The organism is Flavobacterium xizangense (assembly GCF_054075145.1).
On sequence record NZ_JBSIPG010000002.1, the window covers coordinates 105,938 to 130,494 of the forward strand.

The following is a 24,557-nucleotide window of genomic DNA, read 5'->3' on the forward strand; positions in this document are numbered from 1 at the left end:
GCTATCGGGAGCAAGGATTTTCAACTCATCTGGCTTAAAAAAACGCAAAAATCGCAAAGCTATGTGTTCATAACTTTGCGACCTTTGCGTAAACCGTAGCGCGCTTTGCGGTTAAAAAATTTTGCGGTTAAAAATCAACTCATAATTCATAACTTTTAAGCAAGCACCATTCCCCCATCCATAATAAAATCAGCACCGGTGATGAATTTTGCTGCGTCGCTGGTTAAATAGGAAACCATTTTAGCAACATCTTCCGCTTTGCCCATTTCTTTAAGCGGCACTTTTTCGACTACAACATCCATAATACCTTTTACGGTGGTTTCGTCTAAACCGACTTTTTTCATTACTTCTGTTTCTGTTGGTCCCGGACTAACAGAATTCACTCTTATTTTTCGTGGCGCTAATTCCAACGCCGCCGATTTCATAACCGAATTCAAAGCCGTTTTGCTCGCCGAATAAACCGAAGATCCCGGCCCCGGCATACTCGCAGTATTCGAAGAAAGAAATACCACTGAAGCACCGTCTTTTAAAACCGGAATAAATTTGCTTAAAGTAAAATAAGCGCCTTTCAAGTTGACATTCATAATACTATCATACAATTCCTCAGAAGTTTGTTCGATAGTTCCCAGACCCGCAATTCCGGCATTGATAAAAAGAATATCAACCGTACCGAAATCTGCTTTTACTTTAGCAACCAGATTCTCAATATCTGAAACATTTGACTGATCTGCTGTAACTGCTTTTACGCCTAATTCTTGTGCTGCTTTTTCAATTGCTTCTTTTCGTCTTCCGGTAATAATAACCTGAGCGCCTTGCTCTTTTAATTGTTTTGCTGTGGCGTAACCTATACCGCTGTTTCCGCCTGTTATTACGGCTACTTTATCTTTTAAATTGTCCATTGTTTTATGTTTTTAAATTAATGAGACAAAGTTAGATTGGAAATTAGGTTGGTTTTTTGGTGGTATCATGGAGTATACTCGAGTTTAGATTTTGTTTTATGAAATACCGTAGAAATACTCTATTTAAGATTTCAATTTTTCACTAAACTTGTCAAAATGTTTTAAAAATTTACAAATCCCCTTAAAACTTATAATATGAATATAAATTAAAGATTAATTTAACTGAACATCACAATAATGGTTTTTATATTTGTGATACTCAATTTAATCAGAAAAAATATGGACCACAATACAATATATTCTATTGGACATGGAAACAAAACTTTAGAAAAATTTATTGAAGAATTACATACTTATAAAATAGAATTTTTGTTTGATGTAAGGTCTAAACCATATTCTAAATTTAATCCTCATTTTAATAAAGATTTGCTAGAAGCTGAGCTCACACAAAACAATGTAACATATGTCTATGCGGGAGATTATTTAGGTGGTTTACCTTCTGACATAAGCTGTTACGTAAAAGGAAAAGTTGATTACGAAAAAGTTAAAGAAAAAGACTTTTTCAAAGTAGGAATAAATACAATTTTAGAAGCAAATGGTGAAAAAGTAGTAATTGCATTAATGTGTAGTGAATCAAAACCTGAAACTTGTCATAGAAGTAAGTTAATAGGCCAAGAATTATTAAAACACAATATCTCCATTAATCATATTATTGATATAAATACAACTAAAGATCAAGAGAAAGTAATGAGTGAGCTAATGCAAGGTAAGAACTTAACAAATTTATTTGGAGATGAAATTTTAACATCAAGAAAAAAATATTAGTAATTATGGAAATTTATACTATCGGTGTTTATAATTCAACTGAAGATGCTTTCTTTAAAAAGCTTATTAATAATAAAATTGATACATTTATCGATGTAAGACAAAGAAGAGGTGTTAGAGGAGCAAAATATTCATTCGTAAATAGTACTAAATTACAAGAAAAATTATTCTTTTTAAACATAAAATATATTCATCAATTAGATTTAGCCCCATCAATTCAAGTAAGAGAATTACAGAAAAAAGCAGATGTCGAAAAAAATGAGCTAAAACAAAGTCGTGAAGAATTAGATACCTCTTTTAAAAATGCGTACCGAAATCTTATCTTAGATAATTTTGATTTAAAATATTTTATCGATCACCTTCAAAAGCAAAATTCCTCAAAAATAGTTTTATTCTGTGTAGAAGAAAACTCTAGTGCTTGTCATAGGTCTTTAATTACAGAAAAGATAAAGAATGAATTTAACTTAATTATTAATCATTTGTAATATCATGGATGTACTAATTGTGGCAAAAACAAAATGGGGAGAATATTTTTGCGTGGGAGGAATTGAAATTAATACAAATAAATATTTACGTCTAATGGACTTAAATGGTGGCTATCAACCACATAACGCTCAATTCAAAGTAGGTCAAATATGGGACATTACTTATAAACCAACTCCTGGCATTCCTCCTCATATAGAAGATGTTCGAGTGATTTTAAAAACGCATATTGAAACAGTAAATCCAAATCAATATATTATAGATAATTGTAAAATCTGGAAAGGCGATTTAAATGATGTTTATGATTCAAAACTAAAATGGAATAATGGAAAAGGTTTTTTAGATAACCCAAATGATCTTCCTTTAAATAGTGTTGGATTTTGGCAAACTGATAAAGATCTAACCCTAAGTGATAATTTTGGAAAACCTTGCTATAGTTACAATTATAACAGTATTCTAAAAAGAAATAAAAAAGTTCCATATAAAGGTGAAGTTCTTGCCATCGATACCATTCCAGCTGGTACATTAATACGATTATCTTTAGCTAAATGGTGGAATCCACCTGATAATCCTTCTATGGAGAAGAGATGCTATCTTCAGCTTTCCGGATGGTATTAAAAAGTCCAACATTTACGATGTTGGACTTTTTAAATTTGGAGCAATCGTAGCATAATTCAAATCAACTGAGCATTAATAATAATTGATTATCAGTTATATTTGGAAAATTATTCTTAATATGCATTTGAAATTCTAAAAGAGAACCATTGTATTTTTTTACAAAATCAACTAATTCACCTTTAGGCTTTTTGAAATGTTTATTAATATTTTTGGTAAGTATACCCACTTTACACTAGAATTTTCTGTTTTCTAGTTTTTTGCGGGTGGCGTTAAAAATAGTAATTGATTTTTAAATTGTAATAATGCATTATGTTGAGTGTCAATCATATTTTGAAAAGTAGCAATATTACTTTTAGTATAGGTTTGATTATTCTTTAACTCTTGATAAACTTTATCAGATAATCCTTTTTCAAACTCTTGTTTATACATATCCAACATTTTCTGAAATGTTATGTTAGGGTAAATTAAGTGCTCTGCTCCATCATTGTCGTCAATGTATTTTTGAATTATGGATTGTACCTCTAAATGTAGTTTTTGAGTGGTGATAAAAACACCTAATAGATTATTTCTTTCTTCATCAGGCTTAGAATTGAAAGTTTTATGGTATGTTAACCACGCTATAAGTAATCCTGCAACACCTATAAAGACTTCCATAATTGAGTTTTTTAAGTTTCTCAAATATACATAAATAAAAAAGCCTCTAATTAAAGAGGCTTTATAATTAACAAGTTACTAATATCTTATACTTTAATTTACGATTATTATCGAATCTGTATAATATTTCACTTAGTGGATTAATAAAATCAGCGTGTGTTAGATCGTCTAAATAATGACCATCCTCCGTAAATACTATAAACATGTAGTCGTGACTTGATTCATCGTAATTCTCGAAAACAGCATTTATCAAAATTCCATCAAAGTGAAAATTAAAAAAAGCTCTATTATAGAGCTCTTGTTCGGTTATATCGTATGTCATATTAAGCCATCTCTACGCGTGAATTATTAACTCTGGCGATTGCTGCAAATGCCTCAGATATTTCTTTGGCTGTTGCTTTTGTCCATACAGCACCAGTAAAAACATTATTACCAGTTGCTTTGCTCATGTCAATTGTGGTAGTTTTCATAATAGTTTGTTTTTAGAAACTGAATAATTTTAAAAATGGGTGCAAAGGTACACTATAATATTTAAAATCAGTCAATTAAATTTGGAAATTATTTTTTGGTTATTGTAATATTATGAAAAATATAGATTCGAACTATAAAATAAGTGTTAATTTTTTTAGTTTAGATTACAAAATACGTACAAATACCTGTTTTATTTCTTAAAGTGTCTAGCTTTTAGAAGCGCTTTATTAAACTCTGACAGTTCTTCTTTTTTACGCCCTTTTTCAATATCTTCAAAAGTTGCTGTTTTAACTGTCTTTCGTTTTCCATCAATTAATAATGGAAGTTCTATATTTTCAACCTCTGATAAATCCTCTTCTAAGTATGTTGCCATATCTTCAAGACTGAAATACCATTGTTTCTCAAATTCTGTCTTGTGTATGCTTTCGTCCTGCAAAAGCTTATCTTTTTCTAATATTTTCAAATCATAATATTTAAAGTTCAAAATTAGTGAATAAATTCTATCTTTGAGTAAAACTCTTTATTATGGAAACAGAAAAACTAATTGAAATTATTAAGGCTCAATCAGTAATCATTAAAATTTTGTCACGAGAATATACGAACACTCCACGAAATCCACAAGAAAAAGAATATATGTGGAAATTAATAAGAGAATTAGAAAACTTGCAAAAAGAGCTTATATAAAAGTTCTGCTTTAAAATGTGCATATTCTTGTGAATCTTTTTGATTCAAAGATTCTAACTTAGATAGCATTCGATTTGCTTTTTCGCTTCCCTCGTTTTTGAGAAATTTTAAAAACTCGGCGTAGTCGTAATTATGTTTCAAGTGATAATAGTCATCTTCCATTTTTTTATGCTGTTAATTGTTTGTACTTCGTTCTTATTTGCGAGTTTGCAATGATATAATTGAATCTTTCTGAGTTGCTCTGCTCTCTTAGATTAAATCTGTATACATGTTCATTAACGTAATTCTGAATGTGCTTTCTTGACCACCAATTATAGATTCCATTGTAGCTTCTTTTCATTATTCCCCAAAATCCCTCGATTGAGTTGCTGTGTATTTCTGGGTTATCAAAGTCTACATATTGTTTCTTTGCGTGGTCTACTATATGATGGTCGTAATGATTTTCTAATCCTCTGTATCCGTGCCATTCATCTGAGATTAAAACACTGTCTTTTTCTACAAATGATTTTATAAACGGTTGTATTGATTCTCTTTTAGTGTTTGGCGCAACAATACATTTCACTTTACTTGGTGAAATCATCACTTTTTTGCCGTCGATTATTTCAGATTCTCCTCTTTGCAGTACTCCGATTACAGGTGTTTTGTCTTTAAAGCTTCTACCTTGGGATTGTTCTACTTTTTTGTCTTTATGTCTGTTTTTATTTTTTCCGCCAAAAAATGATTCATCAGCTTCACAAATACCTTCAAACTTATCATCAATATCGTTTTCAATTCCAAAACATTTTCTGATTCTCATAAGCATAAACCAAGCAGATTTTTGGCTGATTTGCAAATCTTTTCCAAGCTGTACAGAACTGATTCCTTTTTTATGGTTTGTAACTAAAAAGATAGCCATAAACCATTTAGGCAATTCAATTTTAGTGTTGTCAAACATAGAGCCTGTTTTAACTGTAAAATACTTTCCGCTTGTTTTGCATTTGTATTTATTGCCTTTGCATTTGTACACAGTGCTATCTTCGTGAAAAGGGCTTATAGGAACATTATTCCAATAAAGTGCTTCTAAATGTTCTATACACTTTTCTTCTGTAGCAAATTCCCTTGCCACTTCAAGTATCGAATTAAAATCCTTATTAAACATAGGTCTTGATTTTTTCTTTATCAAATTTAGAACTTTTTTACACTTAAACAAAATTTTAGTGTAACTAAATTCTAATTTTAACTATTTTTTAGACCGCAATACAAATGTAAGCAGGATATTTCTTATGTTCAAACTCATTAAATTTCATATAATAGTATGTTATCAAGCCCATGTAAATGCCATAGGAAAGATATAATCATATGAGGTGCCTCCGCTTTTATTTGCAGAGTATGTTGGCTATAAAAATTTATGTTTTGTTAAAACAAATCTCTTATTTCAATTTTAAGAGCTTTGCAGATTTTATGAAGTGTTGTGACTGTTGTAGATATTTCTCCACGCTCTATTCTGCCAATTTGGTTACGTGGTATATTTGCGTCATAAGATAGTGTTTCCTGAGACAAGTTAATTTCTAACCTCCTCATTCGGATTTTTTCACCTACAGATTTTACTAGTGCTATTTCATCATTTTCTATCACGATTTAAATTTCTATTTATATCACAAAATAACTTGACACATATTTGTGTCTTTTTAATGTTTTTTGTATTCTTGCTAAAACTTTAAACAATTTCACCATGAAAAAACTTGCATTAGTTTTCCTAGCAATCATCTTTTTAAGTTGTTCATCGGATAATAAAGAATCAAGCGATAGTTCTGGAAACAAAACTAATTTCGTTGAAATAAACGGTTCAAAATATTACTTTGATAATGTTAAAATCACAAGAAGTATTAAAACTGGAGTAGTAGATTTCACTGTGGAAATGCAAAACACACCTTTAACTAATCGTCTAGGTTTTGGCATAAGATATTCAAATGCAAACTCTCTTTCTGGTGATTCTGATTTACTCCCGACAACTTATTCATATAGAGAAAGCGGTTCTAGATTACTAGGTTCAAGTTTAATTAAATACAATGCAGACGGCACAAGCAACGTGGTAACTAATGAAAAAGATTTCATAGGTGTAGTGAGTAGAGTTATATTGACAAAAAACTCAAGCACAAACTATACTTTTGATTTTAATTATGTCACAAGTGTTGGCACTATGACAGGAAGTTATACAGGAGAAATTACTAAAACCAATTTTTAAACGCTATGAAAAAGTGTTTTTTATTGCTGTTTTTATCCTGTTTAAGCTCTTTTGCGCAAGATGTTTGGGTAAATTCTTATGTCCGTACAGATGGTACTGTTGTTCCTGCACATTATAGAACTAACCGTGATTACACTGTCAATAATAATTATACAACCGAGGGTAATATTAACCCTTATACAGGAAAGGCTGGTACATTGCCAAGAGATAATGTCTATCCAATACAAACGCCTCTAAATTTGCCTTTGATTTCTACCAAACAAAACAACAACTCTTCAAACAGCTATCAAATTAATGTTACCACTGCTTTGAGTGGTAGTTATAATGTTCCATTAATTGAAGAACAAATATTTGAAAACGGAAAATGGAAAACAATTAAAGAAGAAAAATCTAATAGTTATTTGTTTTTTGATAAGGATATAGTGCGGTTTAAGCGCGGGCAAAATAAATGGCTATGCAGAGGACAAGTTTTCAAAAATTTTAATTCGGAAGCGAACATGTATGTCTATGATTCAAACTTTGGATCAATTCTGTTAGATAGCTATCTTAGGTTTATAATCTTTTACGACACTAATAGCAGTACTAAGAGGTATGTTTATATAATTGGAGATTCTGCTCCTAATATTATTCCAACAGACTAATTATTAGTATTTCTGAATTTGAATAGTAGTTATGGTATGCACTGTCACTGTAATACTTTCTCCTTGTTTTAGTTTTTCAATTCTGCCAGCACCAATATAATGAAGTTCACGAGGAATTGAAGAGTTTAAAATATCTGAAATATCAATTTTTCCTATTGTTTGTGTGTGAGGGTCTATGATAGTTTTAGACCTTTTCATATATTTATCTTTTGTATTAATCTTAAATTTGTACATAATGCTTAAATTTCAATATTATTTAGTTTTTGAAACAATAAAATTTGAGAAATTACCTTATCCTCAAGTTTTTACGTGCGCTTTATCCCAATCAAAAGACAGCTATATTGTTATAAACAATTTAGAAGAGTATCTTAAAGATGGTAAAAGTGGATTGTCTGATGAAATAAAACCTTTAGGCTCAGCTTTCATTTTAATTAGTGATGATTCTTGGCAATCAAGAATTAATAATTCTAAACTTTTCTAATTTAAAAACAGGTATTTATACCTAGTTTGTGTTATTACGCTTTTAATATATTTGAAAAATGCAATGCCCATTCTGACAAAAATAAATAGAGTTCAATTTTTATTAACTTAAAATTCAGAGGATGGGAAAAAGATTGCAAAAGAAGATTTATCACTTTAACTTCAACATCAAGCTTCGATTGTTTTGGTTTGTGTGATTCATTTATAAAGGTAAGTTTGCGCTTACCTTTTTTATTTTTAAATTTGCTTAAAAATCAATTATGAGTGCATACGAAATCATTACTATTCTGTCTGTCTTATCTTCTCCTTTAATTGCAGTTCAAGTAACAAAATTGCTTGATAAAGTAAAAGAAGATAAAAATAGGAAAATGGAAATTTTTAAGATTCTAATGGGGCAACGAGGTATGTATCCTCGAAGTAATGAATTCATCATAGCTTTAAATCAGATTGACATTGTTTATTATAATAACACGAAAGTTCTTGAGAAATGGAAGAAATTCTATGAAGTGACTTTGCCGAATCATCCAGAACTCTCAGACAATGGGAAGTACTTAAATGAAATGCTTTTTCAGATGGCGAAAGTTTTAAAATATAACAATCTTGACTCGATTGACATTGGCAGATACTATTCAACTCAGCAAAGAGAGGATGATTTAGTTTTTCAACGTCAATATTATTCTGAATATTACAGAGTTTTAAAAAATTCTGAACACTTTGGTGCAAAAAGAGAAGAATAACTCTTGTCATAACTTACCGAAATTAAAAAATCCGCCAAGAATAGCGGATTAAAGTTGTTATTTGTTTTCTAGTGTAAAGTGGGTATACTTACCATATTTTTAATAATCGCTCTTCTGGTCCCATTTTTTAATTTATTAATAAATCCTTTTGAATTACTAGTCTTTAATGTTCCAGCTAAAATTTCTTTAGATAGATAGTTACTAGATATAAACCAATTAAACGCACTTGTGTAAGCTCTCTCTCCTCCAATCAAAAATTTGGGAACTAATATAATTTTTTTTCCTGCAAATGATGGAAGATAAGCATCTTTAAACATCCAACAATTTCTAGTAGAGTCAAAATATTCTATTTGAACTTTTGAAGTTGGAATATTATGCAATAAACATTGCTCATAAGTAAAATCTGCAAAAATGTCTCTACAAACATTTGCCAAAGTATCAGACATGTTATCAGCCCCAATTCCTTTCACCAATAACAAAACATTATGTGCTTCATTTGTTATAGATACTCCCTCTCTTGCAAAAAGATTATTACTTAATGAATCGAAAATTACCTCAGCCTTAGTTAGCCCAATTCCCTTTCCTTTATTAGTTTTGGAATATCCAAATCCATACTCATTTGCTTCCTGCAAATGGGACAAAAAAGCTAGTCCATTTATTCTATCACTAGGAACAATGTAAGTTCGATTCAAGTTTTCTAAAAATGATTTACTTCTTAGATATACTCTCTTAGCCACTTTATTCTGTAAATTATTAGCGATGTTGTATGGATCAATAAAAAGCTCCAAATCACTTCCTAATAAAATGTTGACATGTTCTGCTGATTTTGTGACATTAAAATGTCCATTAAAATTTTTCTTGTTTTTTTTCATCTTACTAATTATTGGTTATGTTTGACAGTATTATTTCTTACCTTTACTATCACTTCTGTTACTTCTAATATGTTCTTTAACTTCGATTTTTTTTCCATCAACAACTTTTGTATATGCTGGAATTCTGTTGAATTTTTTTCCGTCTGAATCTTTAGCCATGATTTTACACCTCCTTTCTAATATTTTGTATTATTAAACTTCTTATATTTACATATACAAGATTCAGTGACAAAGCTTTACCTAAACTAAAATCTCTGGAGAATGTCACTGTTTTAAGTATATATTAATATAAACATTCGATAAGTTGAAGAAAAGTGAAATAGAAGATATGCTTATGAAATTCTCTTATAAAGAGGAGTTTACAGCAGATGCGCAAAATTCATTCATAGCATTTTACAAAGAATATTCAAAGTATCTTTATAAAGTTGTAATTGAAGCAAAGAAAAAATATACTTTTTTGAGAGAGGACATTATTCATGATATTGTAAACAACACTTTTTTAAAGATTTATGAGAATCCATTATTATTTCAAATAGATGAAACTCATAATGACATTATTACTGATGCTCGTTTTAAGGCTTACTTAGCCACCATTGCAAAAAATAATCTGAAAGATTTATTAAAAGCAGAAATAAAAGAAAATCATTTAAAAATTATTGATGATGACGAACAAATTTTTGATCCACCAGAAATTGAAATTGAAGAAAACATTTCTCTTTCACAATCAAGAATAATATTGGATGAAGTTTTAAATTCATTCAAAGAAAGAGACAAGGCTATCTTACTTACTCTCTATGAATTTTATGAAGAAGGAAAAAATACTCCTTCCGAAACTTTGGATTGGCTTTGCGAAGTTCATAATACTACTAGAGATAATATAAAAGCTATTAAGAGTAGATGTAATAAAAAAATAGTTGAGCATTTTAATAGTAAACTGGGAAACACAAACACAATCTCTAAATGAGCAAACAAAACAAATTAATAAAAGTAATTCGATCTCAAGGATACATATTTCCAACTGATGAAGAAAGTGTAATTGAATTTGAAAAAAATTACAAAAAGGATATCGACGCAATTAAACCCAAAGAATGGGATGATCCTCTTAATATTCTAAAAAAGGGTTTCGTAAACAAAGTAGATATTTTACAAGAGAAAAATCCACATTCTGATAATTTAGCCCAAGCTGCTAGAGATGGTAAACAATTATCGTCAGAAATATTAAAAAAAATGCGAGAGGATAGAAAAAATAATGAATAAATATTTATCAATACATCGAAAAACCGAATTGTCTGATTTAGCAGAATTCATTGCAAATGCCTACTGCCCAGACAATGTAATAAATCCAGAATATATAGCTAATAAAAACTCTATTTCTTTCTGTTATGGAAACTATGAACAATATTTCGATGGAATGATTGAACATTTAAACAATAAATTTCATATTTATTTAAACATTGACAGATTAAAACACTCACATACAGTTCGATGCAGATTTACTTTTGCGCATGAATTAGGCCATTATTTTATAGATGAACACAGAAATGCACTTTCATCAGGATTAGTTCCTGCACATAGTTCATTTACAAATTTTTCTTCTGATAAGTATGTAGAATGGGAGGCTGATTATTTCGCTTCATCTCTACTTATGCCTAAGCAACGATTCATAAAAGATTGTTTTAAGAAAAAATTTAATTTCTCATTATTAGATCAGCTATCAAAAAAATATCAAACAAGTTTAACGTCTACTGCAATTAAATTTGCCGACATTGGTAGTCATCCAATTTTGATTGTTTTTGGTCAAGACAATAAGATAAAATGGTACTGGACTAGTGTTGATTTTCCATTTAAAACAATTATATATGATAAATACAAAATTCCTGAACAAACTGTAATGGGTGAGTATTTTAATAAACAAAGGAAATATGAAAAATCTCAAGAGGTTTGGGCTATAGACTGGTTTCAGAATGTGTCAAGCAAAGATACAAATAGAAAATTTTTTGAACATTGTGTACCTTATAAAAACCAAGCACTAAGCATAATATGGGAAGATTAAATAAAAACAAATAATTCTTAACGAAAGAAAAAATAACAATTGCGCATCTCCTCCGAGTTTGCGCTTTTTTATTTTAATTACAAATCAAATCCTCAATCTCTTAAAATTCAATAATTATAAATTATTTTTATAACAATCAAAAATTATTAATTTGATTAATAAAGACCTTCACTATACCTTTGCTTCATCAAAATCAAAGAAATGATTTGATCATCTTAAAAATAACTTTAAAAAATTAGCAATCATGAAATTTACAAGAAGAGCAAACGCAAACTGGAAAGGTACAGGAATGGAAGGAAAAGGAACCATTAGTACACAAAGCACAACTTTAGATAATGCACAATTATCTTTTAAAACTCGTTTCGAACAAGGTGTTGGAACTAATCCTGAAGAATTAATCGCTGCGGCACATTCTGGTTGTTTTACCATGCAATTAAGCTTTTTATTATCTGAAGCTGGTTTTGTTCCAGAAGATTTAGACACAGTAGCTAAAGTAACTTTTGAAGACGGAACTATTACTTTAATTGCTTTAGAACTTACTGGAAAAGTTCCTGGAATCTCTGAAGAAGATTTTCAGAAAACAGCTCAAAAAGCAAAAGAAATTTGTCCAATTTCTAAACTGCTAAATACTGAAATTACTTTGGCTGTAACCTTAAACTAATTTCTAAATAATAAAATTTCAACACAATCTTGTCATTCCGAGGAACGAGGAATCTCCACGAGAAACTCTACAAAGATTGGCGACATACTTGACGGAGCAACTTGCGAAGATTTCTCCTTACGTCGAAATGACAAGATTGAGCGGAATTTCAAAAAACAATCTAAAATCTAAAATCAACAATCTAAAATTTTATAAAAATGAAAACAATATTTAAAAGCTTTTTAGCATTCGCAGTAATAATCTTTAGTTTAGTATTTACAACAGCAAACGTAAACGCTCAAACTGCTCCTAAAATTAAAAATGTAGTATTAGTTCACGGTGCTTTTGCAGACGGTTCTGGATGGAAAGGTTTGTATCAGGTTTTGACTAAAAAAGGGTATAATGTAACCATTGTTCAGAATCCGTTAAGCTCTTTAGAAGATGATGTAAGAGCAACAAATTTAGCTCTTGACAAACAAGACGGACCAACAGTTTTGGTTGGACATTCTTGGGGCGGAACTGTAATTACTGAAGCTGGAAATCACCCAAAAGTTGCTGCTTTAGTTTATGTTGCTGCTTTACAACCTGATAACGGAGAAAACTCTATTCAATGGTTACAAACTGCGCCTCCAGCTCCTGAAAATGGTGTTTTGGCTCCAGATGATAAAGGAATTGCTTATTATGATAAAGCTAAATTTCACGCTGGTTTTGCAGGAGATTTAAGCAAAGAAGATGCTGAATTTATGTTTGCTTCGCAAGGTGCATTTCACGCTCAAGGTTTTGGAACTCCAATTACTAAAGCAGCATGGAGAACTAAACCTTCTTACGGAATTGTAGCAACTGAAGATAAAAGCATCAACCCTGATATCGAACGTGCAATGTACAAACGTTCTAACACTAAAATCACTGAAATAAAAGGAAGCCACGTGGTTTTCATTTCTCAACCTGAAAAAGTTGCGAATGTGATTATTGAAGCATCTAAAAAATAATTGTTAATTATTAATTGTTAATTATCAATTCAATATAAGCTTGTCATTTCGACCGAAGGGAGAAATCACACTAGAAACTCTACAAAGATTGGCGACATTCTGTGCGGAGTTTTTAGTGTGATTTCTCGTTCCTCGAAATGACAATATTGTGTTTAATCTTTATGCATAGCTATGTGCATTTAGACAAGTGAAACGCCTTTCTGCACAAAGTATAGCTATGTTTCTATGTGTTTAGAAAATCGGTATTACATAAACTTACTAACTGCCTTTATAAAATAAGGCGAATCGTTCCAGCGTATTTTTTTATAACTGAAATCTTTTTTGAGTGATTCAGGAAGACAATTCCAGATAGCTTCGTTCATTTTTTCGAGTATTAGCTTTTTTGAAAACGAGTCTGAAACTACTAAACTTATTTCCCTTATCGGAACTGGTTCTTTAAAAGGTTTGAAAAGTCCGGCCGGTTCATTTAACGTCGAAAGTTTTGGAATAATCGCAAATCCTAAATGCGCCCGAACCAGATTTTTTAAGGTTTCAATCGAATTGATATCGTACGTGAATTGTTCTTTTATTTTATCCGACGTTTTTAATCCGCAAATGTCCAGAAGTTGTGCGTTGTAGCAATATTCATGATGCAGCAGCAATAATTCGGTTTTATCGCTGGGTTGCATTTCATAAAATTCTTCATTCGCCATGGGATGGGTCTGATTCAAATAAGCAACAAAAGGTTCTTCAAAAATAACATGTTCTATCAAATTCGGATTTCCCGTTGGCGTCGCCATAATGGCAACATCAATCGCACCGGTTTCTAACTCTTTCATTAAAACTCCGGTATAAGCTTCTTTGATAATGAAATGCACTTTCGGCGCTGCTTCTTTCATCGCCTGAATAAAAAGCGGAATCAGATAAGGTGATAAAGTCGAAATTATGCCGAGTTTTATTTCTCCTTCTAATAGATTTTTTTCGTTTATCACAAAATCCCGAATTTCATCTACTTCACGAAGAATCTTTTTGGCTTTATTGATAATCTCAATTCCCAAAACGGTTGGCGTAAGCGGCACTTTGTTTCGGTCAAAAATCTTGATTCCGATTTCTTCTTCGAGATTTTTTAGCTGAATCGTAAGTCCGGGCTGTGTTACCATACAAACTTCGGCGGCTCTCGCAAAATGACGTTCTTCGTCTAAAGCGACAATATATTTTAACTGCTGAATGGTCATCTTTATAATTTTATTTTATAAAGATACATAAATATCAATTTCATTTATAAACCAAAATTTTGCAGATGTTAAAGTTTTGCAAAAACATCAAAATTACAAAACCAAAACATACACTTTATCGTACATAATAGAAACGATTTTTAGGTATGTGGTAAATGAGAATGGAGTAGTTTTTGGAGCATATCGAATTTTATCACATATCCTGAATATCAATTTATTCTACGCCAATTATAAAAAAGGAAAGCGATCTTAATTAAGATCGCTTTTTATTTTTACTCCTCTCCTTCACTCTTCAACTGCAAAGCCCGCTGCAAAAAACTCTGATGTAAAATTTTATTTTCGGCTTCTTCAATTGCTTTTAGCAGATTATTTTGGTTGGTTGTAATTTCAGTTAAAGCGCTTTTCATGACTTCCCAAACAGGTTTCATTTGTTCAATTAGCTCCTGCCCTTTTGCAGTCAGTTGAATCAATCTTTTTCGTTCGTCGATTTTGTCTTTTTTGGAGCGAATCAGTTTTTGTTTTTCCAGTTCTTTCAACAAACTTATCGTTGACGGATGTGTGTATCCAATTTCATTGGCAATCTCGACAACGCTTAAAGTATCTTTATGATATAAGGTGTAAATTACTGGAAACCATTTCGGTTCAAAATCAATGCCGTATGATTTATAAACCAATGCGCCATCTTTTCGCAATTGCTCGCTTAAGCGCTGTAATCGCGTCGAAATGGCTAAAATTCCTGATTCGTCTATAATATTCATCTTTATCTCTTTAAAGTTAAATGGCAGAATACATTATCGGGTTTCATTAATGGAAATTTTTCTGGAAGCGATTCTTTTTCAATTCGCACAAAATCATTTTTTTCATAAAATCGTAATGCGGCTTCTAAAATCGCAACGGTTCCCAAATATAAATCATCGATTCCGTTTTCTTTACAATATTCTATTAAAGTCTCAAGAAGTTTTTGTGCAATCGAAAACTCTTTTCCGCGGAATTCCTTTTTTACAAACATCTTTCGAATTGCCGCCGAACGCGCATCAAATTTAACTAAAGCTATTGTTCCAACTAATTCGTCATTTATAAAAGCACCCCAAAAACCGCCGCCTCCAGCATAATAAAAATTCTGAATATTGAATAAATCCGGCTGATCTTCTCTCGTAATCGGAACATTGAATTCATTAATCTGAATGTTTAATATTAAGTCGGCAATGACATTTTCAAACTTGTTTTCTATCGGAATTATTACAGGTTTCATTTATTTTAAAATTTTATAGTACAAAACTACGTAGTTAAATACATAAATGCAATTATTTATAATTTATTTATATTTTTGTCTGTCTGAAAATTTGCTATAAAGACGCAAAGTTTTTTATTTCAAGCAGATTTTGCTGATTTAAGCTGATGAGACAGATTTTATCTGTTTATCTCAATAAAAAAAATCAATATAAATCTGTAAAATCTGCGTGAAACAAATCTTCAAAACAAAATTTAATTTCACATAATAAAATTATGGCAAGAAATCAAAAAGAAGAATTTCAGGCACTTCAGGACACTTTATATGTTTTGGGTGGAAAATGGAAACTTCCTATCATCAATTCAATATGCAATGGAAACAGTCGTTTTAAAGACATAAAAGAAAGTATTCCCGGAATCACGGCCCGAATGTTGTCTAAAGAATTAAAAGACATGGAACTGAATAATTTAGTCAAAAGAACTGAAGATCCAGATGCTCTAATCCCGATTCTTTACGAATCAACATCATATTGCAAATCTTTTGGCCCCATAATTTCTGAAATGATCAAATGGGGAATCTCACATCGAAATCATATTAAGAATAGAGAAGCTTCAAAAAACTAAATTGCTATTCCTGCGCTTTTCCGCTTTTTAAGTGTTTGGTGCGTAATCGGCTTAAAAATTCAGGAGTAATTCCGAGATATGAAGCGATATATTGTTGAGAAACACGCTGCGAAATAGTTGGATATCGCGTAATAAACTCAACATATTGTTCCATTGCTGTAGAAGAAACCGTTTTAAAAAGTCGTTTTTGAAGTTTTGACAAATGTCTCTGAATCATCAAACGAAACATTCTTTCTAAATGTGGTACTTCGTTGATTAGATTTTCTTTAGATTGTCTGGTCAGGACCAAAAGCTCACAATCTTCCAGCGTTTCAATATACATATCGCTCGGCACCTGGTCTTCAAAACTCGTAATATCGCTCACCCACCAATCTTCGATGGCAAACTGAAGCGTTAACTCTTGTCCGTTGCGATCTATAAAATATTCGCGAATGCATCCTTTATTGATGTAAGCTTCAAAATTACAGATTTCTCCAGCTTTGAGCAGAATCGTTTTCTTCGGAACCATTCTGAATTCAAGACTTTTTTCAAAGATTTTTACTTCTTCTTTAGAAAGACGCACAGATCTGGAAAGGTAATCGTGAATTTTCTGAAACATTTTATCTCTTTTTAGAAATTGGCAATAACTTCATTTACAAACAAAAAGTAAATATAAGAGGTTTTATTTATTATTATTTCTTGATCTAGTTTAAGAAATGAAATAATTTAATTTCGAAACTTTGTTTCTCTTTAAGCCTTACGCTTTAAGCAATAGGCAAAAACAATTAACAATTTATAATTAACAATTTACAATTAATATGGATGCTCCAATTGCTCTGGCTTTCGCCGAAATTGAAAAACTGATTCCGCAATATCTTCAAACAGAAGAAGATCGACAAATTTCAAATGGAAATGTAGCGGTTTGCATAATTGATGAAAATGGAAGTGTGCACGGCAAAATGTACGGAAACGACAAACCGCGTCAAAGGCAATCTTATAAAATTGCCTGGACAAAAGCGAGTCAAGTCTGGTTGACCGGAGTAAAAACAGGAGAATATGAGAAAATGGTTTTCAACGGTCTTGTAGATGAAAACGCAAACGGAATCGAAGCTCTGGATTTAATTGGCTGGCAAGGCGGACAACCAATAAAGTTAAGTAATGGAACAAAATTATCTATTGGTTTCAGCGGCTTCAGAGGCACAACCGATTTAGAAATTGCAGAAAAAGCTTTTGAACAGCTATAAGCTTTAGGCAATAAGCTTAAAAAATAATTCACAATTCGCAATTCACAATTCACAATTCACAATTCACAATTCACAATTCATAATTCATAATTAAAAAAATGACTTACATACCAGATTCAAAACGCTATCAAAAAATGCAATACCGTCGTTGCGGAAACAGCGGATTACTTTTGCCAGCTCTTTCGTTAGGATTGTGGCACAACTTTGGCGGAATTGACAACGTTGATAATGCACGCAAAATTCTGCATACTGCCTTTAATAATGGCATTACACACTTTGATCTTGCCAATAATTACGGTCCGCCTCCGGGTTCAGCAGAAATTACTTTTGGCGAAATATTCAAACAGAATTTGAAAGAATACAGAGACGAACTTTTGATCTCAACAAAAGCCGGATGGCCAATGTGGGACGGACCTTATGGCGATTTTGGTTCTAAAAAACATTTAGTAGCAAGTTTAGACCAAAGTTTAAAACGAATGGGACTTGACTATGTTGATATTTTTTATCATCATAGGCCGGATCCTAATACGCCAATGGAAGAAACAATGGCTGCTCTGGATTTGATTGTTCGTCAGGGAAAAGCTTTATACGTTGGAGTTTCCAGCTATAGCCCGGCAGAAACGGAAAAAGCTTATGCTATATTGAAGAATTTAGGAACGCCTTGTGTAATTCATCAACCGAAATATTCTATGTTTGAGCGTTCTGTTGAAGATGGACTTTTGGATGTTTTAGAAGTAAACGGAATTGGCGGAATTGCCTTCTCGCCTCTTGCACAAGGCCTTTTGACCAACAAATATTTAAACGGAATTCCGGAGAATTCAAGAGCTAACGCAAATCGCGGGAATGGCGCAATGGAAAAAGAGGCCATTACCGAAGAAAATATTGCCAAAATTCGCCGATTAAATAAAATGGCCGAAGAACGCGGCCAGAGTTTAGCGCAAATGGCATTGGCGTGGGTTTTGAAAGACAAACGAATTTCATCTGTAATTATTGGCGCAAGCAAACCAGAACAAGTAATTGATTCTTTAGGATGTCTTCAAAATACTTCATTTTCAGAATATGAATTACAGGCTATCGATGAGATTTTAAGCTAATATCTACACCAAAAACCTCAATTATGACTATTAATACAAACAAAACATGCCTGACCATCATGTTATCCGGGTTTTTAACTGTTGGTTTGCTGGCGCAACAAAAAGCTAGCAAAACAACAGATTACAAAAGTGTCACCGTTTATGTAACGGCTAAAAATACGGACAAAAAACTAAGCAAAACCGAAACGCTTTCTTTTTCTGCGAAACCACAAACAACAGAAAAAGAAATTGCTGTTTTTGTTGATCCAGCCAAAACTTATCAAACCATGTTAGGTATTGGAGGCGCTTTGACGGATGCTTCTGCAGAAGTTTTTTATCAGCTTCCGAAAGACAAACAGCAGGAAATCCTAACGGCTTATTATGATACGGATAAAGGAATTGGCTATACCTTAGCACGCACCAACATGCAAAGCTGTGATTTTTCGAGTGATATTTACAGTTATATCCAGGAAGGCGATAAAGACTTAAAAACCTTTGACATAAGCCACGACAGAAAATATCGAATTCCGTTTATAAAAGAAGTTATTGCAAAAGCGGGCGGAAAAATTACTTTGTACGCCTCGCCTTGGAGTCCGCCGGCGTGGATGAAAACCAATAATGACGTTTTGCAAGGCGGCACTTTAAAACCAGAATACCACCAAAGCTGGGCTAACTTTTTTGTGAAATTTATAAAAGAATATGAAAAAGAAGGGATTCCGATTTGGGGTTACACGGTTCAAAATGAGCCAATGGCGGTTCAGCGTTGGGAATCTTGTATTTTCACTGCTGAAGAAGAGCGTGATTTTATCAAAAACTTTCTTGGGCCAACGATGCAGAAAGCAGGATTTGCTAAAAAGAAATTGATTATGTGGGATCACAATCGCGATTTAATGTATCAGCGTGTGAGTACAGTTTTGGAAGATAAAGACGCGGCTAAATATGTTTGGGGCGTTGGGTATCACTGGTACGAAGACTGGATGAAAAACGGAATGAATTTCGAGGCTGAACGCCGAGTTGCTGAAGCTTTCCCAGACAAACCTTTAATTTTAACCGAAGGCTGTGCCGCCGATTTTGATCAAAAATTATTAACCGACTGGAATTACGGCGAGAAATATGGAATGTCAATGATCAACGATTTCAACATCGGAACCGTTGCCTGGACAGACTGGAATGTTTTATTAGATGAAAAAGGCGGGCCAAACCATGTTCAGAATTTCTGCATGTCTCCTATTCACGCTGATTTGAAAACCGGAAATTTAATTTATACCAACGGCTATTATTATTTAGGTCATTTTTCTAAATTCATTCGTCCGGGTGCAAAACGTATTGCTTGTAATTCAAGTAGTAATAAACTTTTATCAACTGCTTTTGTGAATGAAAACAATAAATTGGAAGTTGTGGTAATGAATTCAGGCGAAACAGATGTTGATTATTTTCTTTGGATAAAAGGAAAAGCGGCGAAAGTAACGAGTGCTGCACATTCAATTGCTACTTTGGAAGTTCAATAATTTAAATACAATTCTATGAAAGCATTTTTAATACTGAATATCGTTTTACTGAATTGTTTTGTTTGCACGTCGCAAACATCAAAAGCATTTAAACCCCAACAGATTCCGGGAAAAATAGAATGTGAATTGTACGATCAAGGTGGCGAAGGCATTGCTTATCATGATACTGATGAAATAAACAATGGAAGCGGAAAATTGAATCCAGTAAACGGAAATCCACTGAATGAATTCAGAATAAACGAAGGCGTTGATATTTCGTATTCTAAAGATGGTGACATTGATAATAACCCGTATAATAAAGTTCCCAGAAGCATTGGAGACCTTTACGTAGGCTGGACAATGCCTGGAGAATGGATTAATTATACGATTGAAGTAACCAAATCCGGAACTTATAAAATAGGTGCGCTATATACCGCAAATGACGATGGTGAAATCAGTATCGAGGTTGACGGAAAAGATGCTACCAGAAAAATGAAAATTACCTCAACACATGATGACAAAGATCCAATCGATTGGAGACAATGGCATCATTGGAACAGTTCTGATTCCATTGGAACAATTAAATTGAAGAAAGGCAAACAAACGCTTCGGCTTCATATTGTTTCAAATGGCAACATGAATTTTGATTATCTGACTTTTAACTGCCCAATAATTTATAATGCCCCCAAAAGCTCCCATTTGTAACCTGAATGGGAGTTTTTTCATTTAAAAAAAACTCTGTTTCAGCCTTTTAACAAAATAAATCAAAAAATCATTAAATAATTATACCGATTGGTATATATTTGCAATGTCAAAATGATTTTTATCATGAGTAAAGCAGAAAGAACCAAACAATTTATCATAGAACAAACTGCGCCAATCTTCAATATGAAAGGCTACAGCGGAACTTCGATGAGTGATATTACGGAAGCAACCGGACTTACGAAAGGCAGTATTTACGGGAATTTCGAAAATAAAGATGAAGTTGCTATTGCTGCTTTTAAATTCAATGTAAAAAAACTTCAGGATGCTTTTTCGCGAGAAATGGATCAACAGGCTACTTTTAAAGGCAAATTATTAGTTTACCCAAAACTTTACTCCGAATATGCAAATTTGAAAGTAACAAAAGGCGGTTGTCCAATTTTAAATACCGCAACCGAATCTGATGATACACATCCTATTTTGAAGAAATATGCCGAGAGAACGCTCAAATATTGGAAAGAAAAAATAATGTATTTTATCGATCAGGGAATTTTGGCAGGAGAATTTAAAGCCGATTCAATTGATACAGAGAAGACTGCACTAACCATAATCGCTTTAATTGAAGGCGCAATCATGATCAGCAAATTGACTAACAATCTAGATAATTTGTCAACTATTATGACTTCGGTTTACAAAATAATAGACGATTTAGAATAAAGCAATTTCAGAAAGTTGCTTTTTTTAGCAAAAAAAATATACCAATCGGTATTTAATTAGTTGTGAATTGTTAATTATGAATTATAAATTTTATTGTCAGGCTGAGCGAACTCTAAGCCTCTAATAAACCTGTCCCGATAGCTATCGGAATGAAAACTTAAAACTTTAAAATTAAAATAAAATGCAAAAAACAAGACTACAAGTACTTCAAGATCATTTAGACAAAGAATTCACAGCTTCGCCCTCACCTTTTATGCTTTGGATGAAACCAATCGTTTTAGTTGCTGAACCCGGCACGGTTACTTTTAAATATGTAGTAAGAGAAGAAATGTCAAATCCGATTAAATCTTTGCATGGAGGCGTTACAGCAGCAATTGCAGACGATTGTATTGGTGCTACTTTATTTTCTTTAGATGAAGAACATTTTTACACTACCATCAACCTCAACATCGATTATTTTGCTCCGGCGCATGTTGGCGATACGATTTTGGCAAAAACAGCTATCATTAAAAAAGGAAAACAATTTGTAAATGCGCAATGCGAAATTTGGAACGAAGCTGAAACTCGTCTGATTGCCAGAGCTTATTCGAATCTATTCAAAACCAATGTAATTAAAAAAGTGCTTTAATTTTTCAAAGCCTTTTTTTTTATCATAAAATATACCGATTGGTACAAAATATAACTATGACACCATTACAACGAAAACTTCTGATTTTAACCGTAATCCTTGCCGCGATTATGGAACTTATTGATATTTCAATTGTCAATGTTGCGCTTTCGCACATGAGTGGCAATTTAGGCGCAACCTTAGAAGATACTTCCTGGGTCATAACTGCTTATGCCATCGCCAATGTCATTATCATTCCGATTACGAGTTTTTTAAGTGCCAATCTTGGGCGTCGAAATTATTACATCGGCTCAGTTATTTTGTTTACTTTCTGTTCCTTTATGTGCGGGCATTCATCGAACATCTGGATGCTTGTCTTTTTTAGATTCTTTCAGGGAATTGGTGGAGGTGCTTTATTATCAATATCTCAAGTCGTGGTATTTGAGCTTTTTCCGAAAGACAAACAATCAACAGCAGGCGCTTTATTTGGAGCTGGAATCTTCATCGGACCAACTATTGGACCAACACTTGGCGGTTATATTACTGAAAACTACGATTGGCCCTGGATTTTCTTAATCAATATTCCTATAGGGATTTTAGTTACTATTTCCTGTCTTTTTCTGCTGAAAGAACCGCTCGTAAAACCAGAAATCGCCAAAGTTGACTGGATTGGAATAGCGTTATTGGCAATTGGAGTCGGTGCTCTTCAAACTGTTTTGGAGCGAGGCGAAGTCGAAGATTGGTTTGAAACGCGTTATATTGTTGTTCTTGCTGTTATTGCTTCAATTTCCTTATTGACTTTCATTTATTGGGAATTAACGATTGATAAACCTGTAGTTAATCTTCGGGTTCTTAAAAGCAAATCGCTAAGTATTGCCGCAATTCTGACTTTTGTCACTGGATTCGGGATGTTTATCTCGATTTATATCAGTCCCGTTGTGGCACAGCGACTTTTGAGTTTTTCACCGTATCAAACTGGTTTGCTTTTGTTACCGGGCGCTTTATTTGCATTGGTCGCCTTAAAACTTTGCGGAACATTATTGCAAAAAGGTGTTTCTCCGGTTCTTATTATTGCAGCGGGATTTCTATTATTTATTTATTTTAATTGGAGAATGTCTGAAATCACTTTAGACACCAGTGCCTTTGAAGTCTCAACAGCTTTGATTTTCCGTGCTTTAGGAATGGCTTTATTGACCGTTCCGTTAACGATGCTGGCAGTTTCTTCACTTGATGATAAAGATGTTGGACAAGGCGCTGCGCTGAATAATATGATGCGTCAATTAGGAGGTTCTTTTGGAGTTTCTATCATCAATACGTATATCGCGCATCGTTTTGCGGAACACAGGAATGTTTTGATTTCGAACGTAACTTTGGATAACACAAAAGCAATGAACCGAATTAACGGTTACATCAATTATTTCCAACACAGAGGTTTTGCACATAACGAAGCAAAGTCAAAAGCTTTAAAATTAATGGAAAATATCGTGACCAGACAATCTTCTCTATTGAGTTATCGGGATGCTTTTCTACTTGTAGGTTTATTTTTTGTCATCACCCTGCCCCTGTTATTACTGGTAATGAACAAGTCTAAAAAGCCAAAAACGAATATAATTTTATCTGATCATTAAAAAAAACATCAAAAAATTTGTTTTTATGACCAATCGGTCATATATTTGTACCGTTAAATAAAAGCTATCATGGCAAAGGGAGAAGAAACCAGACAATTTATCATAGAAAAGGCAGCACCTATTTTCAATACAAAAGGGATCGCAGCAACGGCTATGAGCGATATTATGGAGGCAACCAAATTGTCAAAAGGAAGCATGTACGTTCATTTTGAAAATAAGGAAGTTCTTGCCTGGGCCGCTGTTGATCATAATATGAAAATATTAGGCGATAAGCTGGTTTCTGAAATCAGTAAAAGCAAAACAGCAAAAGAAGAATTATTTACTTATATCGATTTTTTTAGTAATGCTGTAAATCCACCTTTAACAGGAGGATGCCCATTATTAAATTTTGGAACCGAAGCTGACGACACCAATCCTATTGTAAAAGAGAAAATCAATAAAGGTTGTAACGCCAATCAACAATTATTAGCCAGCAGCGTAAACAAAGGAATTGCCAACGGAGAATTCAAACCAAACTGGAATGCCGAAGAATTTGCAGTTATCATGTTCGCCATGATGGAAGGCGGCCATCTTATTTCAAGAATGTCAGGCAACAACGATAAAATGAAAATTATCGCTAAAACCCTCAAAAATATAATAGAGGAAAACAGCCTCTAATTTTTTTTATCAAAAAAATGACCGATTGGTCATTTATCTTAAAAGATTCAAAGGCTCAGAGATACAAAGGTACAAAGCATAATAGTCAAAAATAAAGTCAATAAATGATAAGCAGTTACAGGCGC

At 32.6% G+C, this 24,557-nt stretch carries 35 protein-coding genes; 22 read left to right on the forward strand and 13 right to left on the reverse strand.

The features are described from left to right. Window positions 1-155: 155 nt before the first annotated feature. Window positions 156-899: an SDR family NAD(P)-dependent oxidoreductase gene (locus ACWA1B_RS05970; protein ID WP_456905039.1), complete on the reverse strand. Its 744-nt coding sequence runs from the start codon at window positions 897-899 to the stop codon at window positions 156-158. 279 nt (window positions 900-1,178) lie between these two features. On the opposite strand from ACWA1B_RS05970, the gene ACWA1B_RS05975 reads away from it, so the two are divergent. From ACWA1B_RS05975 to ACWA1B_RS05985, 3 genes are read left to right on the forward strand one after another with little or no spacing between them, the layout of a single operon-like run. Then, window positions 1,179-1,724, forward strand: a complete 546-nt coding sequence (locus ACWA1B_RS05975; protein ID WP_456905041.1) for a DUF488 domain-containing protein — start codon at window positions 1,179-1,181, stop codon at window positions 1,722-1,724. Between the two features lie 5 nt (window positions 1,725-1,729). Further along, window positions 1,730-2,209 (forward strand): DUF488 family protein, encoded by a 480-nt coding sequence (locus ACWA1B_RS05980; protein WP_456905043.1) that lies wholly within the window; start codon window positions 1,730-1,732, stop codon window positions 2,207-2,209. A 4-nt stretch (window positions 2,210-2,213) separates the two neighbouring features. Next, a complete protein-coding gene (locus tag ACWA1B_RS05985) occupies window positions 2,214-2,825 on the forward strand; it encodes a dual OB domain-containing protein (protein ID WP_456905045.1) in 612 nt (203 codons plus the stop codon). Between the two features lie 249 nt (window positions 2,826-3,074). Here the strand turns inward: ACWA1B_RS05985 and ACWA1B_RS05990 are convergent, their stop codons facing one another. The 3 genes from ACWA1B_RS05990 to ACWA1B_RS06000 form a co-directional block, all read right to left on the reverse strand. Beyond that, complete coding sequence (locus tag ACWA1B_RS05990; protein WP_456905047.1) at window positions 3,075-3,479, reverse strand: hypothetical protein; 405 nt, start codon at window positions 3,477-3,479, stop codon at window positions 3,075-3,077. A 323-nt stretch (window positions 3,480-3,802) separates the two neighbouring features. Continuing rightward, window positions 3,803-3,949, reverse strand: a complete 147-nt coding sequence (locus ACWA1B_RS05995) for a hypothetical protein (protein WP_456905049.1) — start codon at window positions 3,947-3,949, stop codon at window positions 3,803-3,805. Between the two features lie 191 nt (window positions 3,950-4,140). Further along, on the reverse strand, window positions 4,141-4,413 hold the full coding sequence (locus tag ACWA1B_RS06000) for a hypothetical protein (protein WP_456905051.1): 273 nt from the start codon (window positions 4,411-4,413) through the stop codon (window positions 4,141-4,143). A gap of 62 nt (window positions 4,414-4,475) precedes the next feature. Here ACWA1B_RS06000 and ACWA1B_RS06005 point away from each other — a divergent pair, with 62 nt between their 5' ends. Then, the gene (locus ACWA1B_RS06005; RefSeq protein ID WP_456905052.1) at window positions 4,476-4,634 is read left to right on the forward strand and encodes a hypothetical protein; all 159 of its coding nucleotides are present in this window, start codon (window positions 4,476-4,478) and stop codon (window positions 4,632-4,634) included. Window positions 4,635-4,800: 166 nt separating this feature from the next. On the opposite strand, the gene ACWA1B_RS06010 is transcribed toward ACWA1B_RS06005, so the two are convergent. Both ACWA1B_RS06010 and ACWA1B_RS06015 read right to left on the reverse strand, forming a co-directional pair. Further along, window positions 4,801-5,772 (reverse strand): IS1595 family transposase, encoded by a 972-nt coding sequence (locus ACWA1B_RS06010; protein ID WP_456906490.1) that lies wholly within the window; start codon window positions 5,770-5,772, stop codon window positions 4,801-4,803. A 257-nt stretch (window positions 5,773-6,029) separates the two neighbouring features. Further along, window positions 6,030-6,248, reverse strand: coding sequence for a helix-turn-helix domain-containing protein (locus ACWA1B_RS06015; RefSeq protein WP_456905054.1), 219 nt, complete (start codon window positions 6,246-6,248; stop codon window positions 6,030-6,032). Between the two features lie 97 nt (window positions 6,249-6,345). Between ACWA1B_RS06015 and ACWA1B_RS06020 the strand changes: the two genes are divergently transcribed. Both ACWA1B_RS06020 and ACWA1B_RS06025 read left to right on the forward strand, forming a co-directional pair. Beyond that, window positions 6,346-6,858: a hypothetical protein gene (locus tag ACWA1B_RS06020; protein WP_456905056.1), complete on the forward strand. Its 513-nt coding sequence runs from the start codon at window positions 6,346-6,348 to the stop codon at window positions 6,856-6,858. Between the two features lie 5 nt (window positions 6,859-6,863). After that, a complete protein-coding gene (locus tag ACWA1B_RS06025) occupies window positions 6,864-7,499 on the forward strand; it encodes a hypothetical protein (RefSeq protein WP_456905058.1) in 636 nt (211 codons plus the stop codon). A 3-nt stretch (window positions 7,500-7,502) separates the two neighbouring features. On the opposite strand, the gene ACWA1B_RS06030 is transcribed toward ACWA1B_RS06025, so the two are convergent. Next, complete coding sequence (locus tag ACWA1B_RS06030; protein ID WP_456905060.1) at window positions 7,503-7,697, reverse strand: hypothetical protein; 195 nt, start codon at window positions 7,695-7,697, stop codon at window positions 7,503-7,505. 37 nt (window positions 7,698-7,734) lie between these two features. Here ACWA1B_RS06030 and ACWA1B_RS06035 point away from each other — a divergent pair, with 37 nt between their 5' ends. Together ACWA1B_RS06035 and ACWA1B_RS06040 are read left to right on the forward strand one after the other, a co-directional pair. Beyond that, entirely contained in the window at window positions 7,735-7,980 is a 246-nt protein-coding gene (locus tag ACWA1B_RS06035) for a hypothetical protein (RefSeq protein WP_456905062.1), read from the forward strand. 259 nt (window positions 7,981-8,239) lie between these two features. Further along, on the forward strand, window positions 8,240-8,716 hold the full coding sequence (locus ACWA1B_RS06040) for a DUF6680 family protein (RefSeq protein ID WP_456905064.1): 477 nt from the start codon (window positions 8,240-8,242) through the stop codon (window positions 8,714-8,716). A gap of 68 nt (window positions 8,717-8,784) precedes the next feature. Here ACWA1B_RS06040 and ACWA1B_RS06045 read toward each other — a convergent pair whose 3' ends face one another. Both ACWA1B_RS06045 and ACWA1B_RS06050 read right to left on the reverse strand, forming a co-directional pair. Continuing rightward, entirely contained in the window at window positions 8,785-9,588 is an 804-nt protein-coding gene (locus ACWA1B_RS06045; protein ID WP_456905066.1) for a hypothetical protein, read from the reverse strand. Between the two features lie 30 nt (window positions 9,589-9,618). Next, the gene (locus tag ACWA1B_RS06050; RefSeq protein ID WP_262510123.1) at window positions 9,619-9,747 is read right to left on the reverse strand and encodes a hypothetical protein; all 129 of its coding nucleotides are present in this window, start codon (window positions 9,745-9,747) and stop codon (window positions 9,619-9,621) included. 145 nt (window positions 9,748-9,892) lie between these two features. On the opposite strand from ACWA1B_RS06050, the gene ACWA1B_RS06055 reads away from it, so the two are divergent. From ACWA1B_RS06055 to ACWA1B_RS06075, 5 genes are all read left to right on the forward strand, one after another. Then, window positions 9,893-10,552: an RNA polymerase sigma factor gene (locus ACWA1B_RS06055; protein WP_456905068.1), complete on the forward strand. Its 660-nt coding sequence runs from the start codon at window positions 9,893-9,895 to the stop codon at window positions 10,550-10,552. Beyond that, window positions 10,549-10,845: a hypothetical protein gene (locus ACWA1B_RS06060; RefSeq protein ID WP_456905070.1), complete on the forward strand. Its 297-nt coding sequence runs from the start codon at window positions 10,549-10,551 to the stop codon at window positions 10,843-10,845. The genes ACWA1B_RS06055 and ACWA1B_RS06060 overlap by 4 nt, the downstream gene beginning before the upstream one ends. Beyond that, window positions 10,838-11,641, forward strand: coding sequence for an ImmA/IrrE family metallo-endopeptidase (locus tag ACWA1B_RS06065; RefSeq protein WP_456905072.1), 804 nt, complete (start codon window positions 10,838-10,840; stop codon window positions 11,639-11,641). The genes ACWA1B_RS06060 and ACWA1B_RS06065 overlap by 8 nt, the downstream gene beginning before the upstream one ends. A gap of 244 nt (window positions 11,642-11,885) precedes the next feature. Then, window positions 11,886-12,302 carry an OsmC family protein gene (locus ACWA1B_RS06070; RefSeq protein ID WP_026729627.1) on the forward strand — a complete coding sequence of 139 codons (417 nt, stop codon included), beginning with the start codon at window positions 11,886-11,888 and terminating at the stop codon, window positions 12,300-12,302. Between the two features lie 197 nt (window positions 12,303-12,499). Continuing rightward, the gene (locus tag ACWA1B_RS06075; protein ID WP_456905074.1) at window positions 12,500-13,270 is read left to right on the forward strand and encodes an alpha/beta hydrolase; all 771 of its coding nucleotides are present in this window, start codon (window positions 12,500-12,502) and stop codon (window positions 13,268-13,270) included. Window positions 13,271-13,515: 245 nt separating this feature from the next. Here the strand turns inward: ACWA1B_RS06075 and ACWA1B_RS06080 are convergent, their stop codons facing one another. From ACWA1B_RS06080 to ACWA1B_RS06090, 3 genes are all read right to left on the reverse strand, one after another. Next, window positions 13,516-14,484, reverse strand: coding sequence for a hydrogen peroxide-inducible genes activator (locus tag ACWA1B_RS06080; protein WP_456905076.1), 969 nt, complete (start codon window positions 14,482-14,484; stop codon window positions 13,516-13,518). 272 nt (window positions 14,485-14,756) lie between these two features. Further along, window positions 14,757-15,242: a MarR family winged helix-turn-helix transcriptional regulator gene (locus ACWA1B_RS06085; protein WP_456905078.1), complete on the reverse strand. Its 486-nt coding sequence runs from the start codon at window positions 15,240-15,242 to the stop codon at window positions 14,757-14,759. Window positions 15,243-15,244: 2 nt separating this feature from the next. Continuing rightward, on the reverse strand, window positions 15,245-15,736 hold the full coding sequence (locus ACWA1B_RS06090; protein ID WP_456905080.1) for a GNAT family N-acetyltransferase: 492 nt from the start codon (window positions 15,734-15,736) through the stop codon (window positions 15,245-15,247). Window positions 15,737-15,990: 254 nt separating this feature from the next. On the opposite strand from ACWA1B_RS06090, the gene ACWA1B_RS06095 reads away from it, so the two are divergent. After that, complete coding sequence (locus ACWA1B_RS06095) at window positions 15,991-16,338, forward strand: winged helix-turn-helix transcriptional regulator (protein WP_456905082.1); 348 nt, start codon at window positions 15,991-15,993, stop codon at window positions 16,336-16,338. A gap of 4 nt (window positions 16,339-16,342) precedes the next feature. Here ACWA1B_RS06095 and ACWA1B_RS06100 read toward each other — a convergent pair whose 3' ends face one another. Next, window positions 16,343-16,936, reverse strand: a complete 594-nt coding sequence (locus tag ACWA1B_RS06100) for a Crp/Fnr family transcriptional regulator (RefSeq protein ID WP_456905084.1) — start codon at window positions 16,934-16,936, stop codon at window positions 16,343-16,345. A 199-nt stretch (window positions 16,937-17,135) separates the two neighbouring features. On the opposite strand from ACWA1B_RS06100, the gene ACWA1B_RS06105 reads away from it, so the two are divergent. From ACWA1B_RS06105 to ACWA1B_RS06140, 8 genes are all read left to right on the forward strand, one after another. Further along, window positions 17,136-17,561, forward strand: coding sequence for a GlcG/HbpS family heme-binding protein (locus ACWA1B_RS06105; RefSeq protein ID WP_456905086.1), 426 nt, complete (start codon window positions 17,136-17,138; stop codon window positions 17,559-17,561). A 98-nt stretch (window positions 17,562-17,659) separates the two neighbouring features. Next, window positions 17,660-18,655, forward strand: a complete 996-nt coding sequence (gene mgrA / locus ACWA1B_RS06110; protein WP_456905088.1) for an L-glyceraldehyde 3-phosphate reductase — start codon at window positions 17,660-17,662, stop codon at window positions 18,653-18,655. A gap of 23 nt (window positions 18,656-18,678) precedes the next feature. Then, on the forward strand, window positions 18,679-20,142 hold the full coding sequence (locus ACWA1B_RS06115) for a glycoside hydrolase family 30 protein (protein ID WP_456905090.1): 1,464 nt from the start codon (window positions 18,679-18,681) through the stop codon (window positions 20,140-20,142). A 15-nt stretch (window positions 20,143-20,157) separates the two neighbouring features. Further along, entirely contained in the window at window positions 20,158-20,826 is a 669-nt protein-coding gene (locus ACWA1B_RS06120) for a carbohydrate-binding protein (protein WP_456905092.1), read from the forward strand. 123 nt (window positions 20,827-20,949) lie between these two features. After that, on the forward strand, window positions 20,950-21,540 hold the full coding sequence (locus tag ACWA1B_RS06125; RefSeq protein ID WP_456905094.1) for a TetR/AcrR family transcriptional regulator: 591 nt from the start codon (window positions 20,950-20,952) through the stop codon (window positions 21,538-21,540). Window positions 21,541-21,721: 181 nt separating this feature from the next. Beyond that, entirely contained in the window at window positions 21,722-22,168 is a 447-nt protein-coding gene (locus ACWA1B_RS06130; RefSeq protein WP_456905096.1) for a PaaI family thioesterase, read from the forward strand. Between the two features lie 56 nt (window positions 22,169-22,224). Next, a complete protein-coding gene (locus ACWA1B_RS06135; RefSeq protein ID WP_456905098.1) occupies window positions 22,225-23,775 on the forward strand; it encodes a DHA2 family efflux MFS transporter permease subunit in 1,551 nt (516 codons plus the stop codon). 69 nt (window positions 23,776-23,844) lie between these two features. After that, on the forward strand, window positions 23,845-24,432 hold the full coding sequence (locus ACWA1B_RS06140) for a TetR/AcrR family transcriptional regulator (RefSeq protein WP_035644488.1): 588 nt from the start codon (window positions 23,845-23,847) through the stop codon (window positions 24,430-24,432). Window positions 24,433-24,557 lie beyond the last annotated feature (125 nt).